General features: G+C 35.2%; 12 protein-coding genes, 1 pseudogene and 1 other annotated feature. Of the genes and pseudogenes, 8 read left to right on the top strand and 5 right to left on the bottom strand.

Going from position 1 to position 16,002, the window contains the following annotated elements; genetic code table 11:
- Nucleotides 1-269 precede the first annotated feature (269 nt).
- Together ACQKP0_RS21935 and ACQKP0_RS21940 are read left to right on the top strand one after the other, a co-directional pair.
- On the top strand, nt 270-368 hold the full coding sequence (locus tag ACQKP0_RS21935; protein WP_427407959.1) for a putative holin-like toxin: 99 nt from the start codon (nt 270-272) through the stop codon (nt 366-368).
- Between the two features lie 357 nt (nt 369-725).
- On the top strand, nt 726-1,514 hold the full coding sequence (locus ACQKP0_RS21940; protein ID WP_427407960.1) for a VOC family protein: 789 nt from the start codon (nt 726-728) through the stop codon (nt 1,512-1,514).
- A 114-nt stretch (nt 1,515-1,628) separates the two neighbouring features.
- Here ACQKP0_RS21940 and ACQKP0_RS21945 read toward each other — a convergent pair whose 3' ends face one another.
- Nucleotides 1,629-2,639, bottom strand: coding sequence for an LLM class flavin-dependent oxidoreductase (locus ACQKP0_RS21945; protein WP_427407961.1), 1,011 nt, complete (start codon nt 2,637-2,639; stop codon nt 1,629-1,631).
- 390 nt (nt 2,640-3,029) lie between these two features.
- Between ACQKP0_RS21945 and ACQKP0_RS21950 the strand changes: the two genes are divergently transcribed.
- Together ACQKP0_RS21950 and ACQKP0_RS21955 are read left to right on the top strand one after the other, a co-directional pair.
- Complete coding sequence (locus ACQKP0_RS21950; RefSeq protein WP_427407962.1) at nt 3,030-4,289, top strand: M20/M25/M40 family metallo-hydrolase; 1,260 nt, start codon at nt 3,030-3,032, stop codon at nt 4,287-4,289.
- Between the two features lie 24 nt (nt 4,290-4,313).
- A complete protein-coding gene (locus tag ACQKP0_RS21955; protein WP_427407963.1) occupies nt 4,314-6,098 on the top strand; it encodes an alpha/beta fold hydrolase in 1,785 nt (594 codons plus the stop codon).
- A gap of 332 nt (nt 6,099-6,430) precedes the next feature.
- Here the strand turns inward: ACQKP0_RS21955 and ACQKP0_RS21960 are convergent, their stop codons facing one another.
- On the bottom strand, nt 6,431-7,420 hold the full coding sequence (locus ACQKP0_RS21960; RefSeq protein WP_427407964.1) for a hypothetical protein: 990 nt from the start codon (nt 7,418-7,420) through the stop codon (nt 6,431-6,433).
- Nucleotides 7,421-7,438: 18 nt separating this feature from the next.
- The gene (locus ACQKP0_RS21965; RefSeq protein ID WP_427407965.1) at nt 7,439-7,681 is read right to left on the bottom strand and encodes a hypothetical protein; all 243 of its coding nucleotides are present in this window, start codon (nt 7,679-7,681) and stop codon (nt 7,439-7,441) included.
- Nucleotides 7,682-8,035: 354 nt separating this feature from the next.
- On the opposite strand from ACQKP0_RS21965, the gene ACQKP0_RS21970 reads away from it, so the two are divergent.
- Nucleotides 8,036-8,575 (top strand): histidine phosphatase family protein, encoded by a 540-nt coding sequence (locus tag ACQKP0_RS21970; RefSeq protein ID WP_427407966.1) that lies wholly within the window; start codon nt 8,036-8,038, stop codon nt 8,573-8,575.
- A 39-nt stretch (nt 8,576-8,614) separates the two neighbouring features.
- On the opposite strand, the gene metG is transcribed toward ACQKP0_RS21970, so the two are convergent.
- Entirely contained in the window at nt 8,615-10,285 is a 1,671-nt protein-coding gene (gene metG, locus ACQKP0_RS21975) for a methionine--tRNA ligase (protein WP_427408011.1), read from the bottom strand.
- A gap of 145 nt (nt 10,286-10,430) precedes the next feature.
- Nucleotides 10,431-10,703, bottom strand: a binding site (T-box leader).
- A 152-nt stretch (nt 10,704-10,855) separates the two neighbouring features.
- Here metG and ACQKP0_RS21980 point away from each other — a divergent pair.
- The 3 genes and pseudogenes from ACQKP0_RS21980 (at nt 10,856) to ACQKP0_RS21990 (ending at nt 14,162) form a co-directional block, all read left to right on the top strand.
- Nucleotides 10,856-11,611 carry a class I SAM-dependent methyltransferase gene (locus ACQKP0_RS21980; protein ID WP_427407967.1) on the top strand — a complete coding sequence of 252 codons (756 nt, stop codon included), beginning with the start codon at nt 10,856-10,858 and terminating at the stop codon, nt 11,609-11,611.
- A 184-nt stretch (nt 11,612-11,795) separates the two neighbouring features.
- On the top strand, nt 11,796-12,680 hold the full coding sequence (locus ACQKP0_RS21985; protein WP_427407968.1) for a LysR family transcriptional regulator: 885 nt from the start codon (nt 11,796-11,798) through the stop codon (nt 12,678-12,680).
- Nucleotides 12,681-12,950: 270 nt separating this feature from the next.
- A pseudogene (locus ACQKP0_RS21990) lies at nt 12,951-14,162 on the top strand (MFS transporter).
- A gap of 127 nt (nt 14,163-14,289) precedes the next feature.
- On the opposite strand, the gene ACQKP0_RS21995 reads toward ACQKP0_RS21990, so the two are convergent.
- Nucleotides 14,290-15,858: an IS1182 family transposase gene (locus tag ACQKP0_RS21995; protein WP_427407969.1), complete on the bottom strand. Its 1,569-nt coding sequence runs from the start codon at nt 15,856-15,858 to the stop codon at nt 14,290-14,292.
- Nucleotides 15,859-16,002 lie beyond the last annotated feature (144 nt).

The following is a 16,002-nucleotide window of genomic DNA, read 5'->3' on the forward strand; positions in this document are numbered from 1 at the left end:
AAGAGTGGAATCTTCGGATACTTGAAGTACCACAAACCATTCGGTTTTTAGTGGCACTCCGTATCCGACCTCACTCTCATCCCACCCCTAAAGGGAGTGCTAATGCACCGTAGTGGGCTTTCACGTTCGGGAAATCTGTAAATAGCTAGTCCAATAGAATTATTTTTCAATCAAAAATAATAAAATGGGAACGTATGTGCTATAATGATGGTAGCACAGTATTGTAGGGTGGGCAGTGGTCACTCCTTCACAGAAGGGGGGTCCTGCAGATGATCACAGTATATGAGGCGTTATCTCTTATGGTTACGTTCGGCTCACTAATCGTAGCAGTGATTGCAGTTGTTATTTCCCTTGTTAAACGGAAATAACCCACCCTGCATGGCCTTAGCTTGGGTGGGCTATCTAATCTCGGGCCACTGCACTTCATGCAGTATGTTGTGCCGGGAGCATTGGTTGCAGCCAATGCTCATTTTGAGTTTCATCTGTTAACAGCATTATATACAAAATCCATCTTATATTCAACGGTCTCAATAAGATGTAAATTATTTATATTAATAACTCTTAATATTTTCATAATAGTATTATGTAAACGAAAATGTTTTTGAAAAATTTGAAAATTAACAGGGGAATTTAAGAAGATATGAAGAATAATATATTAAAAATAAAATTATATGAACACCTTTTCCGTATCTAAATTTAATCATTTTAAAAGTGGAGGGTTTTTTTTGAAGCTTTCATTCGATCATCTAGTTCATTTAGTGAATCAACCTGAGGAGGCGATAGAAGCTTTTGCAAAGATTGGATTAAAAGCTTTTCTCGGGGGGAGACATGAGAATTGGGGTACATACAATGCTCTTAGCTATTTTGGTTTAAGCTATATTGAATTTTTAGGGATTTTTGATAATGAAAAAGCCAACAAAATATTAGAAAATGATTTGGTTGTTCAAGCAGCAAAATTATTACCTGGTAGAGAAGGATTTGCAAGAATTGCTTTACGCACAAACGATATGGCTGCAGTTGTAAACTCCTTAACAACAAGAGGAATTAATATTATTGGTCCGATTAAAGGCGAAAGAAAGAGAGAAGATGGAATAACGTTAAAATGGCAAATGCTCTTCATTAATGATGGTTCAACAGAATTACCGTTACCTTTCATTATCCAATGGGGAGAAGAGGATGAAATCAGACAAAAAGATATAGATGCTATTGGTACCAATAGTATGCAATTACATGAACTCGTGTTTGCAGTTAACAATCATATTGAAGCTGCAGAAAAATGGTGTAGCATTTTTCAATTAAAAAAGAGCGATGTATATAAAAATAAAAAATTGAAATCGGATTGTATTCAAATTGAGCTTGAAGGTTGTAATCTTGTATTTGCCTCTCCTTCTGGACAGGGGGAAATGTCAAGGATCCTCGAGTCATCAGGAGAGGGACCATGTTTATTAAGAATTTCTAATGATAATATCGTGTTGGAAAGAGAAATATTCGGTGGCCGTTATCAATTTGTTTAAAATCAAGCTAAAAAGTGAATAAAACTTCGATAAAAGGAACTTTTATCCTCTACAGAAAAAAATACGTTAAGAAGAAAACCGGTGAAAAAATGATTTCACCGGTTTTATTACTATTTACTTTTCTTTCATTATCTCAGATACGATTTCATAAGAATGAAGTCGTGCTGGATGGTCAAATATTTGGGAGTTAATAATAATTTCATCAGCTTGTGTATCATTTAAAAACGTATGAAGTTTTTCTTTAACCGTTTCCTTATCCCCGATAATAGAAGAGCCAATTCTTTGTTGTAAGAGAGCTTTTTCATAATCACTGCATAACTCTTCAAAATTCTCCACTGGTGGCTGCAATGGCATTGGATTGTTTCGAATAAGGTTTAGAAATTGCTGTTGCATAGAAGTTGCTAAAATTTCCGCTTCCCAATTAGTATCTGCAGCAATTACATTTACTCCAACCATTGCATAAGGTTTATCCAAGACTTTAGAAGGTTTAAAGGTACGTCGGTATAAATCTAACGCAGGCAAAGTATTCTCTGGTGAGAAATGGCTGGCAAAGGAAAACGGAAGGCCGAGAAGGCCGGCAAGATGCGCACTAAAGCCACTTGAACCTAATAACCAAATTGGAATGTTTAAACCTTCACCAGGAATTGCACGAACATGTAACTTTTCAGTTGCGAGTGACGGATCAAAATAAGCGCGTAATTCAGCTACCGTTTCCGGGAAATCCTCAGCATCCATACGGCCATCTCTTCGTAAAGCGCGTGCAGTAAGTTGGTCTGTACCAGGAGCACGGCCTAAGCCAAGATCAATTCGCCCGGGAAATAAAGATTCTAGCGTACCAAATTGTTCGGCAATAACAAGTGGTGCATGATTCGGAAGCATGATACCACCAGAACCTACGCGAATTGTTTTCGTTCCAGCAGCAACATGACCAATAACTACTGCAGTTGCGGAGCTTGCAATGCCAGGCATACTATGGTGTTCAGCAAGCCAATATCGAGTATACCCCCATTTTTCAGCATGTTGGGCTAGATCCAATGTATTTTGTAATGAGTCAGAGGCTGTTCCTCCTTGGACGATGGGAGAAAGATCTAACAAGGAATAACGAATATCGCTCAAATTAACCATTATTTCATCTTCTTTCGTGTGAAATCGAAAATATTATATATGTACATTTTATCAGCGAAAGTATGGTTCTCAAAATTTATTGCTTTTAAAGAATAGATGTCCAACTGAAAAAGAAGGAATATAAGTTATAATAGGAAAATTTGTAAAGTAATTAACAAGGGGTACTTTTTAGCTGATTTCAAATTCATAATCACAAGTACGTAAGAATATGAATTGGGTGTAATTTTATATGAAGTCCATTTTTTATTATATTTCGGGTATTGAAATAAATATTCTATTTGATATGATTACCTTATAAAAATAAAATATTAAAAATAGTGTTTAATTTGATAATATTCAAGATTAGTAAGGGATAAAATGAAACAGTATTATTATCGGAGGTTATAAAACATGCCTGAAATTCAAACTCAATTAAGAATTTCTTCAAAAGTTAATCAAGTATTTAACCAATTAGTACAAGAGTTTTGTGTAAAACAAGGATTGGAATTTTTGAAATTAGATAATGAAAGCACAGTTAAGGAACAAATTGAATTAACTTTAATACCTGCACCTACTTTTCAAGAACAAGAAAGAGGGGAATTTTATAAAAATAGATTGATAGAATTAGGATTACAAAATGTGAAAGTGGATTCAGTTGGAAATGTCTCCGGGCTGCGACCTGGATCCAGAAAAAGTCCTAAACTTGTAGTTTCAGCCCACTTAGATACTGTTTTCCCTGAGGGAACTTATATAAAGCCGAGTCAAAAGGATGGAAAAATATATGCACCGGGTATTGCCGATGATGGCAGGGGACTGGCATCAATTCTAACTCTTATTCGTGCACTAGACGAAGCAAAAATTAATACGATTGGTGATATTGAATTTGTAGCAACTGTAGGAGAAGAGGGGTTAGGCGATTTGCGAGGGGTGAAACATCTTTTCGACAACCGAAATGATATCGATGGTTTCATCTCTATCGAGCCAGGAAGTCCTGAAAGAACGACATACTTAGCAACTGGAAGTCATCGCTATAGTGTGACATATAAGGGACCTGGCGGACATAGTTTTGGCGACTTTGGAATTCCCAGTGCCATTCATGCATTAGGACGAGCAATTTCACATCTATCCTGTTTGGAAACTCCGAAGGAACCAAAAACCACTTTTACAGTTGGTACAGTAACCGGTGGTACATCTGTCAATACTATTGCAGCAAAAGCGAATATGGTGATCGATTTACGTTCTACATCACAACAAGAGCTACTGAAGCTGGAAGAGAAAGTTTTAACTGTGATAAAAAAAGCGGCTGAAGAAGAAAATGAACGCTGGAAATCTGAAGATATTCAGGTTGATATCGAACTTGTAGGTGACCGGCCAGCTGGATCACAATCAGCTGACTCTATTATTGTCCAATCAGCTTTGGCAGCTACCAAAACACTTGGATTTTATCCAATTTTGGATCCGCCTAGCAGTACAGATTCCAACGTTCCAATTAGCTTAGGCATACCAGCTGTAACTTTAGGTGGAGGAGGAGCATTTGGCGGAGTACACACCCTCGAAGAATATTTTGATCCTAATGATGCATTTTATGGTGTCCAAAAAATATTTTTAACCATACTCGGTCTTGTCGGAGTGGAAAATGTAATTGATCCATTGTTAAAAGCAGGAAAATAATGATAAAAGAGAGGAGTGACCCAGTTGGAAACAATAGGTGTTAAACAATATTTACATGTTCGTACCGCAGAGCACCCTGTATATTCCCCATGTGGTGAGAAGATTTCTTTTATAACGAATTATACTGGTTTGCCACAAGTATGGGAACTAAAGCATGATGAAAGTTGGCCAGCACAAATTTCTTTTACAGAAGAAAGAATTATATTTGTTCAATACATATCCAAATCCAATCTCCGTATTATTGGAATGGATGTCGGCGTGAACGAGAAACAACAACTTTTTTTATTAGATGATAGAGGTGAATTGACCCCATTAACCAATTCACCTGAACATATTCATCATTATGGTGGAAGTTCACCAGATGGAAAATGGATAGCTTGGTCAAGTAATCGGCGTCATCCAGCATTTTTTGACTTATATATCCAAAACTTAGATACGCTAGAAATTCAAAAAGTATTTACAGGAGACGGACTATTTGAAGTGATTAAGTGGCATCCAAGTGGAAACTGGCTCCTAATAAAGAAAATAAATACGAATTTAGATAATGATTTGGGATTGTTACAACTTGCGACAGGTGAGGTTAAATGGTTAACAGTTCACGAAGGTGAAGCTATTTTCGAATCACCTCATTTTAGTGAGGATGGCAAGAAACTCTATCTATTATCAAACAAAGATTGTGAATTTACTGGCTTAGCGGTCATAGAGTTATCAACAAATAATTTTTCATGGTTGGATCAAAGAGAATGGGATCTAGAAGGTTTGTCGACGAGTCATAACAAAAAATTATTAGCTTATACTGTAAATGAAGGTGGAATATCAAAAGGAGTAGTGTTTAATCTTCAGGAAAATACTATTTATACTTGGAAAACACCAATTGGAGTGATAACGGAGATTACATTCTCACCAGATGATAAGAAGCTTGCTTATGTATTCAATAGTCCAACACTTCCTTCAGACATATGGGAACTTCATCTCACGTCTAGTCTATTAAAGAGGATAACCTTTGTTTCTCGTTCGCCGATAATTGAAAATCTTTTAATTGAACCAGAATTAATTGAATTTTCATCGTTTGATAAATTGAAGATACCCGCATTTTTCTATAAGCCAAAAACTGCCGCTGATAATGTACCCGTTGTTATTTTTGTACACGGAGGACCCGAAAGTCAGATACGTGCGGTATATAATCCATTTCTCCAATATTTTTTAAATCGTGGCTATGCTGTTTGTACACCAAATGTTCGTGGAAGTACTGGGTATGGAAAGAAATATACCCATCTTGATGATGTTCGTAAACGAATGGATTCTGTAAAAGATTTGACATACTTAGTAGAGTGGTTGAAATCGAACGGAAATGCAGATCCCGAAAAAATTGCTATCATGGGAAGAAGCTATGGTGGATTCATGGTTCTTGCTGCGGTTACTCATTATCCTGAATTATGGGCTGCAGCTATAGACATTGTTGGTATCTCAAGTTTTAAAACATTTTTAGAAAAAACAAGTCCTTGGCGCAGGAAATTGAGAGAAGCTGAGTACGGAAGTATTGAACAAGATAGTGAATTTTTCGCTCAAATTGATCCGATCCATCATACCGATAAAATCCAGGCACCATTAATGGTATTACACGGTGCAAATGACCCTCGTGTCCCTATTGAAGAAACTGAACAAATTGTAAATGAATTAAGAGAACGAAATCATCCGGTACAATATATTCGCTTTGAAGATGAAGGACATTTTTTTGTGAAACTTCAAAATAATATTACTGCATATACAAGTGTAGCCGATTTTCTGGATCAATATATTGGACGTTAATGAGTAAACACGCTAATCAAAATGAGATTAGCGTTTTTTTATTTTTTAGGGTCACATAAAATCGGAAAGAGGTAACGAACAATCCACTTTTTCAACACTACAATGCTGTGAATTCCTATTAATAAATTCTAAAAAATCTGCACGAAGAATTCTTAAGTTAATAGGTTTTCAGCCAATTGGAGCTGGAAAGTCAATAACTTATACAAGACCTTTAGTTTAATCGGAATGTAAAACAAAATATATAAAAGCAAAACGGGGCGCTCCATTTGGATGCCCCTTTTCATGTTCAAGAATGCTTTTATATCACGAATTTGCCCTTTTCTGACCTCAAACTAAAAAGTACGAGATGATTCTATTTCAATCTCCACATTCTTCTTCCTAGGTGAAATTACAATTGGGACGATTAATCCAATTAATAAAACTGGCAGAAGTAGTGATATATCTAACGGCGGAGTAATTAATACACCTGATTTATGAATGCCATATAAAGTTAGAAAGTAAGTAGCACTTCCCAGAAGACCTGCGATCCATGAATATCTTTTTATTAAAAGATAGAATAATGGAATAAATAATAGAGTTATTGGTACATAGGAAGTAGGGTATCCGACTGCAAAAAAGATCGATTTGCCTATAAATCTTAAAATAATGTACAATGCGGTTGCCGCTATTGGAATCGTATAGCTGCGATAAAGTCGGATAATTAAAACAGTAAAAAGTGCAACCATTAATACAGAATAACTAGGGTATAGCCAAGGAGGGATTCCTCCAAAAATTTGAGACTCAGGGTCAGACAGGATGGCTAATATTTCTTTTGATGCGATGGATTTTCCATGAATGTATTGATCATATGAGATTGCTCCATTTTCTTGCTGCATATTTGGAAACACAAGACATTCTAATAGGAACATCGCAAACCAAGTATGCATCGATTTCCACGCCGGTAAGTTCTCATTATTATACAGAGTATATCCACGCCAAACTCCTACAATCATAATTGCAGTTGCAATATAATAAACAAAATGAGTCGGACTCCAAGTCGTCAAATCAATACCGTATGCGATATGATAGCTAAAATCTAGAGGTATTCCGATCAAAAATAGGACATAACCGATGGTTGTTAGATTTCTAGAAAAACCATCCATATATTTAAGACGTCTCCATTCTTGAAACAAAAGAAAAGCTCCTAATGCAAACCCAGCAAAGTTTACTAAGTGAGGGATGGAGTATTTTTCAAATAAATATCTAAAGTGATAGGATGCATCCCAAGCCGAGCCTATGAATTTAAGAAGTAGTGCAAGGACCCATAATCGGTAAAATTTCAAATCAACATCTCCTTTCCTTTATCCAAGTAAATCAAATACACTCCCGAATATTAATACTAGTAAATAATTTATTACAAGAGCTATTCCAAAAGTAATCGCCGTTTTTTTCAAAGTCTTCTGTTTGAATAATTTGTACATAAAAATAAAGCCAGTAACGACAAGAAAAAAATTGCATACGAAGATCATCCATAACTGCCATTCACTTTCTGTATGGGGTTCATCTGTAATATGCATTAAATATAAAGGAAGTAAAGAGATCATAATCCCCTCCTAGATAAATAAAAGTGCGTTCAAAGTAATACTAGTAGAATAAATGATAAGATTCAATAGGGTTTTTAATAGTTTTACTTCTTCACCTTAAAGATCCGGAAATTCCACTATTAATATTATATGCATAATTTTGGGGAAAATGGTATAATTGACAACAAATTTTATAAAAAAAAGGTTATACAATGCAAGAAATCATGTTTTCTGGCCATTAAAAAAAGTAGTTTACTTATATGATAAAAGTGAAAAACATTTTGAAATTAATACTGTCTTACTTCCACAAGAATAATAGGGGTTGTAACCATAAAGTAAATAATTAAAAAAATTTAAAATTAATGAAGATATAATATGAAAACTATATACCTTGTTCGACATTGTCAGGCAGAAGGGCAATCGCGTGAAGCTAATTTAACGGAATTAGGGGTAGAACAATCTAAAAATCTAGCAGATTTTCTATTAACGAAAAATATCGAATACATCATTTCAAGTCCTTTCAAGAGAGCATACAGTTCGATTACTCCTCTAGCTGAAAGCCTCGGGATGGAAATTGTAAAAGATGAACGATTGTCAGAGCGAGTATTGAGTTCGGTCGATCATCCAGATTGGTTGAATATGCTGAAGAGAACTTTTGATGATTTGGATTTATGCTTTGAAGGCGGCGAATCCAGCAGGAATGCCGCAAACAGAGCCATTAATGTTATAAATGACATACTAGAAAGACCCTATCAAACTTCAGTAATAGTTACACATGGTAATCTCATGTCGCTCATTCTCAACAATTACAATAAACATTTTCATTTTGATCAATGGAAGGAATTATCAAATCCCGATGTATATCAGCTCGATATTTTTGATCAAAAGCCAAAAATTAATCGTGTTTGGAAATAGCAGTGCCCGACACTGACGGTGTCAGGCACCACTTTTTATTTATGACTGTTTTGTTAGGTTCTCTAGTTCTTCATCAATTCTTTTGGTATCGATTCTTTCAAATAGTGGTACCACTCCGTTTATTTTTTTGGATTGAACATAAGTAGGTTTCCATGTTAGCTCTTCAAGTTCTAATATCTCTTGAATAGTTTTGCTTGAAAAAGGTAAAAACGGATGTAGCAGCTTTGAGATGTTTGCAATAATATGCACACAGGTTGCAAGTGAATGTTGACAGGACACGGCATCCTCTTGAATCTGTTTCCAAGGTTGAGCTTGATCAAAAAACTTATTTGAAAACCGAATGAACGCAAATATTTCTTCAAGTGCCTGCTTAAAATGAGTATTTTCAATATGTTTCCCAATAGAATCGTAAAGTGCTTTCACCCTATTTTCGATGTCTGGATCTACTTCGCCTTCAGGAATGACACTAGAATAATATTTTTCAATAAACTTTAAAGTTCGATTGACGAAGTTCCCGTATGCCCCTAATAGTTCGCTGTTATGACTATATATAAATTCTCTCCAAGAAAAATCTGTATCCCTATTCTCTGGTGCATTAATTGTTAAAAAATAGCGTATAGAATCCGGATGGTATGTTTTAAGTATATCTGGCACCCAAACAGCCCAGTTCTTACTTGTAGAGAGCTTCCTTTTTTCTAAAGTTAAATATTCATTGGAAACGATATGTTTCGGTAATGCTTTATTATTAATACCCATCAAGATTGCTGGCCAAATTATTGTATGAAATGGGATGTTATCTTTTCCGTGTACATAGTAAGTAACTGTATTCTCATTCCAAAACGGAGAATCATCAATAAGATTGTTTTTTGCCCAAAGTTTACTTGCAGAAAGATAACCAGATACAGCTTCAATCCAGACATATATCTTTTTATCTTCATATCCCTTAACAGGGACATTAACACCTAAAGGTAAATCCCGAGAGGCTGCCCGATCATGAAGACCTTCTTGCAAGTATCTTTTTGTCAGTTGAATAGCATTCTCTCGCCATGTATGGTTGTCTTCTGTAGTAGCTACGTAGTTTACAAGCTTTTCATGAAATCTGCTTAATAAGAAATAAAAATGCTCTGTATTTTTTATAACAGGAATGGTACCGCAAATTTTACAAGTTCTTTCAAGCAAATCCAGCGGATCTAATATTGTTGAGCAATGATCACATTGGTCACCTCGTGAAGGATTGCCGCATTTAGGACAAATTCCTTCTACGTAACGATCAGGAAGAAATTGTGTACAGCTTGGGCAATAGGTTTGTTCGACCTCTTTTTTATCTATGAAGCCTTTTTCAAGTAAATCCAGAAATATTTGTTGAACAATTTCATGGTGATGGTTAGAGTCTGTCCTTGTATAGCAATCGAATGAAAACCCAAGCTTTGAAAAGGAATCCTCGAATTCTTCGTGATAACAATCAGCAATTTCTTTAGGTAAAACATTTTCCTCTTTTGCACGTATAGCAATTGGAGTTCCATTGCAGTCGCTCCCTGAAACATAAAGTACATTTTTTCCTGTTAATCGGTAATATCGCGCTAAAATATCTCCCGGTAATAAACTTGCAACATGCCCTATATGTAAAGAGCCGTTTGCATAAGGCCATGCACCGCCAATAAAAACATTCATCTTTGTTTCCTCCTTTTTTAATAACCTGGCTTTGTTAATAAATATGTTAGATAAAATTACTTGTAGGATTTGTGTAAAGCCGAAGTATATCTAGCTGAACCCATCCCTACAAGCTTTTTCAGATATAAAAGCATTGATTTGGAAAGCCAATCAAATAAAAAAGCCCCGCCCTTATCTTGGAAAAGATAAGGACGAGGCTTGGATCCTCGTGGTACCACCTTAATTCACTAATAGCTCACACCATTAGTCTCTACAAGTACGGAGAAAAGTACATTTCCTCTTATACTGTGGCTTTTGTAACAAGTACCAACACTTGTCGTAACCTACTAGTATGAAAAAATACGTTCAGCACGAAGCTCAGAGGCCATTTTCAAATGAGTCGTTTTGCTTCTTTTCAGCTACCGAAGCTCTCTGCAGAAAACATCGTCATTTTACTTTCCCTCATCATAGCTTTTATTAAGGTGAAATTAATGGAATTATATCTAAAATATTTTTAAAAGTAAAGACAAAAAGTTTGAAAAATTCTATATGGTACATAAAACAGGATAATTCAATAAATAGAACGAATAAGAGATATTATCCTTTTTGTCAAAGCGGAGGGAATGAAAAATGAATAAACAAAGCATCCAAAATAAAAAAGCGTGGGAATATCGCGCATACGAATTCTGGAATAAAAGTTTCGGTTCTCCAAAGGAAAAATCCGCTCAACTATTAAAAAATCCACAATCATATCTTAAAAAACATAAACAATATTTTGAACATATTGAAGGAAAGAAGATCGCTAATCTTTGTGGTTCGAACGGAAGAAAAGCAGTTCCATTGGCATTATTAGGAGCTGAAGTAACAGTATTTGACATTTCGGAAGAAAATAAAAAATATGCTTTAGAATTAGCAGAATTTGCAAATGCCTCAATCAACTATATTGTTTCTGATATTTATGATATAGACATCAGAAAGTTTGGAGGATATTTTGACATTCTTTATTTAGAAGGGGGAATATTACATTATTTTAATGATATAGATAAACTAATGACTATTCTCTATTCATTATTAAAAGATGGTGGACAAATGGTTTTAAGTGATTTCCATCCTCTTAGGAAATGTTTTACAGAGAGCGAGGATGTCAATTATTTTGATAAGGAATTACAAAAAGGAGATCTAGCATATAAGAATTTCTTTAATGAGCATGAACAACAAGATTTTCCCAATGTGTCTATTAGATTATATACGCTAAGTGAGATTATTAATTCAGTAATCAAATCTGGTTTTAGATTAGAAAAATTTGATGAACACCCTGGCTGGAATAATGAAAATATACCATGGGAATTTACTATTCTAGCAAGTAAGTCTATTTTAAAAAAATAAAAAAATGAAAATCATAATCTGTAGAAAAAGAATGCATTTTGATCTTTCAAAATGGATTTTTTTTATTGGCATTTAAATTCATAACCAATATGCATGAATATCATGCATATTCGGGATTGGTAGTTATATATAGTGTGGAGTATGATAATAATGAAAAAACAATATATAGATGAGGTTTTTAATGATGGAATGGCATCAAATTCAATATTTTCAAGTGGTTGCTAAGACCCAGCATATTACTCGTGCAGCTGAACAACTTTCAATTTCACAGCCTGCTCTTAGTCGAGCTATATCAAAACTCGAGGATGACCTAGGTGTACAGTTATTTGACAGGAAAGGCCGAAACATTAAATTAAATCAATATGGAAAAATGTTCCTCAACCGAGTGGAGCGTTCAATAAACGAAATTGAGATCGGTAAACAAGAAATTCGGGACGCTATACACCCTGATCATGGTACGGTATCTCTAGCATTTTTACATTCGCTTGGAATAAGCTTCGTCCCTGAAATTGTTAGTTCATTCCAAAACAAGTTTCCCGATGTAAAGTTCTGTCTAAATCAAGCTGCAACACAAAATGTATTGGAACAAATTCAAATGGGAGAAATAGATGTAGCACTTATTTCCGATATACAAAATTTTAAAGAAATCATTTGGAAACCTTTGCTGACTGAAGAATTATTTTTAATTGTGTCCATACAACATCCACTGGCAAAATTTGATGAGGTCGATTTAAATGAAATTAGCGAGGAACCTTTTATCGCCTTTAAAAATGGATACGGAATGCGGACGATTATTGATAATCTCTGTGATCAAGCAGGTTTTTCTCCAAAAGTGGTTTTTGAGGGAGAAGAAATTGGAACAGTTGCAGGGCTTGTTGCAGCTAAGTTAGGTGTATCACTTGTGCCTGACATGAAAGTTTTGGACAAAGCAAAGGTGAAGCTTTTACGTATTAAGAATCCAAAATGTTCGAGAGTGATTGGAATAGCTTGGAGACAAGATCGGTATTTATCTCCTGTAACAAAAAGATTTATCCAATACGTTGAGAATTTATCTATAAAAGAGATGTGAATCTCTTACTTTAGATGAAAAGAATATTGTTCTATTAGTAGGATTTTAAACATCATTTGAAAAAGCATCAATGTTTATGATAGGCTGTTTTCGTAAAGTTTGTTGCTTTTTTTGTGATATTGTATTAACAATCTGAGTTGATTGTAGCGGAGGGCACTTCCCTCCCCGCGGAAAGCAAGTGTCTGGAGCGGAAATCAACGGACTAAGTTTATTGTCTAAAAACAACAATTTATACGAAAAGAGCCTTATGATAAAGGAGTATATTTCATCATGAGTTATATAAAACGTGGAACTGCCACTTTTCGTTTGGCGAATTTAGCTTTATTTGCAGGTGGTTTTAACACATTTGCTATTCTTTGGAGCACCCAGCCATTACTACCAGAGATTGCTAAATAGTTCCATATATCACCAGATTTATCTAGTTTAACACTATCATCTACTACGATAGCATTAGCTATTAGCATGTTACTTGTCGGTTCATTATCTGAGGTGTTTGGACGTAAATCGGTCATGTCCATTTCTTTAGTCGCTTCCTCTATACTGGCGATCTTAACAGCATTTAGTCCAAACTTCCATTTCTTACTCGTTTTTAGAATCTTGCAAGGTATTGTTTTAGCGGGATTGCCTGCCATAGCGATGGCATATTTAGGGGAAGAAATAGAACCAAAGAGCCTAGGTATGGCAATGGGATTATATATAAGCGGAAATTCTATCGGAGGAATGGGTGGCAGAATAATCAGTGGAGTGTTAACGGATTATTTTGATTGGCATATTGCCTTAGTAGGGATTGGCGTAATTAGTTTCTTGGCAAGCATACTCTTTTGGTTCACTTTGCCAAAATCAACTCATTTTCAGCCTAGAAACTTTGAAATTGGAAAACTAGTAAAATCACTCATAAGTCAATTTAAAGAGCCAGGATTATTCTATTTACTTGGAATCGGTTTTTTATTAATGGGGAGCTTTGTAACCTTGTATAATTACATTGGTTTTCAATTAGTTGCTCCACCCTATTTATTAAGTCAAACAGTAGTAGGATTTATTTTTATTGTATATCTTGTTGGGACATTCAGTTCAACATGGATGGGGATGTTAGCAGATCAACATGGCCGAAGGAAAATTTCACAAGTTTCTTTACTCATTTTACTTATAGGGGCTTGTATTACATTAAATACAAACCTTTTATTGAAAATAATTGGAATTGCAATCTTTACCTTTGGCTTTTTCGGAGGTCACTCCATTGCTAGCGGCTGGGTTGGTAAACTGGCTACCCATGATAAGGCCCAAGCATCAGCACTTTATTTGTTCTTCTATTACGTAGGGTCAAGCATTGGAGGAACTGCAGGAGGTACTTTTTATAGCGATTTTGGATGGATCGGAGTAATAAGTATGATTGTTTTGTTTGCGGTGATTGCTATTGCAATGTCCGTTCGTCTAGGAGTCATTGCGAAGAAACGGTTACAGCTTTCATCAAATGTCATCTAGTATAAATAAACTTGCATATATAAACAAAAAGAGGCTGGGACATAACTAGCTTCATATAATGAGAAAGATGAAATTGATCATCCTCAATTCATCTTTCTTTATTTCTGTTAATAATTTTTGTTAATTTTTAGCTAATGGCCGTGAATTTTCGTAAATTCACGGCCATTAATGCTATACCCATTTCGTTTTCAACCTTCGATTTTCCCCGTACAGAAAATCGAGTGAAACGCAAATTAGCCTTCAAGAATCCAAAAACTGGTTCCACATCGATTTTTCGTTTTCGATAGATTGAACTCGTTTTTTCTTCTGAAAGCTTCGCTCTCACATATTCTTTTTGTTGTTCCCACTTCTCATTCACCATTAACTTTCGATTATTTCCCTCTTTTGCTTTTGTACATGATGAACGAAATGGGCAACCTGAACAGTCTTCACATTCATAGATCTTAAACTCTCGTTTGAAGCCTGTTTTATCCGTACGTACAGAATAATATTTAAAAACTACGCTTTGTTGATTTGGGCAAGTGTATGTATCGTTATCTTCATCATAATGCCAGTTGTCTGGATTGAATTCGTTTTGTTTATATTTTTTCTTTTGCTCTTTGAGGTACATGCCATACGTAATTAAAGCTTCTCGTTTACGATTCGACATGACATCATCATAATTCTGTTCACTACCATAACCTGCATCTGCGACAATGTGCTTTGGTAACTTAAAATAATCTTCCTCAATTGTGTCTAAGAAAGGGATTAATGTACGTGTATCTGTGGGATTTGGAAATAGACTATAGGCAAGCGCATATTGACCTTCTGTTGCGACTTGTACGTTATAGCCTGCCTTCAATTGACCATTTTTCATATAATCATCTTTCATGCGCATAAATGTCGCATCGTGATCCGTCTTTGAATAACTATTTCGTTCGCCAAAGATTTCAAAGTCTCGTTGATAGTTTTGTTTTCGTACAATATAATCCATTAGTTGTTTCCGTGCTTGTTTCGGGAATTTCCGCTTACTTCTTAAGACTTTACGTTCTTCTACATCTGAGGAATCTCCGATTCTTTTGTCATATTCAGTAACGACATCGTCTACCTTTTTGACCAATTGAGCGAGTTCTTCAAGTGATAACTGTTCTTCACTTTCTCGTTTAATTTCAGGTATAATTTCTTTTTCAAGTAACTCATCGTATAGTTCATTTGACTTTTCAATTAATCCAATATGATACTTTTCGATAGATTTCTTCCATACAAAGGTAAATTTATTCGCATTTGCCTCTATCTTTGTACCATCAATAAAAACAGCTTCTTGATCGATAAGCTTTTCTTCGATCAATTGGCAACGGAATTGGACGAAACATTGGCGTATTAATTCTTTCACTTCTGATTGAACACGGAATCGGTTGATTGTGCGGTAGCTTGGTTCATACCCTTGAGCCAGCCACATCATACGGATACTGTCTTTTAATAGGGCTTCAATTTTGCGCCCTGAGAAGACAGATTGCGAATAGGCACATAAGATAATTTTAAGCATCATGCGTGGGTGATAGGCAGGACAGCCCTCATTTCGTAGAAATGGTTCGAACGCTTCCTGAGGAATACTTTCAACTAAATGATGGACATGGAAGGCGATATCATTACTTAGTAATTTTACTTCTAAATCTAAAGGCAAAACTATTTGATTCATGTTATAATTTTTAAACATAAGGACACTTCTTTCTGATTAGATTTTGTGTGGTAACTTAATTTTATCAGAAGTAGTCCTTATTTTTATTAAAAAATAAACAAAGCCGGTGAAATTTTACGACAAGTAAAATTTCACCGGCTTTTTCATCTTAAAGGTGAGTTT

Source organism: Heyndrickxia sp. NPDC080065, assembly GCF_050281185.1.
Lineage (GTDB): Bacteria > Bacillota > Bacilli > Bacillales > Bacillaceae_C > Heyndrickxia.

Bases quoted from the DNA above. Each gene is read 5' to 3' on its own strand.
- ACQKP0_RS21965 (WP_427407965.1), bottom strand. From the start codon at position 7,681: ATGATCTCTTTACTTCCTTTATATTTAATGCATATTACAGATGAACCC.
- ACQKP0_RS21945 (WP_427407961.1), bottom strand. From the start codon at position 2,639: ATGGTTAATTTGAGCGATATTCGTTATTCCTTGTTAGATCTTTCTCCC.
- ACQKP0_RS21980 (WP_427407967.1), top strand. From the start codon at position 10,856: ATGAATAAACAAAGCATCCAAAATAAAAAAGCGTGGGAATATCGCGCA.
- ACQKP0_RS21935 (WP_427407959.1), top strand. From the start codon at position 270: ATGATCACAGTATATGAGGCGTTATCTCTTATGGTTACGTTCGGCTCA.
- ACQKP0_RS21995 (WP_427407969.1), bottom strand. From the start codon at position 15,858: ATGTTTAAAAATTATAACATGAATCAAATAGTTTTGCCTTTAGATTTA.
- ACQKP0_RS21950 (WP_427407962.1), top strand. From the start codon at position 3,030: ATGCCTGAAATTCAAACTCAATTAAGAATTTCTTCAAAAGTTAATCAA.
- ACQKP0_RS21970 (WP_427407966.1), top strand. From the start codon at position 8,036: ATGAAAACTATATACCTTGTTCGACATTGTCAGGCAGAAGGGCAATCG.
- ACQKP0_RS21985 (WP_427407968.1), top strand. From the start codon at position 11,796: ATGGAATGGCATCAAATTCAATATTTTCAAGTGGTTGCTAAGACCCAG.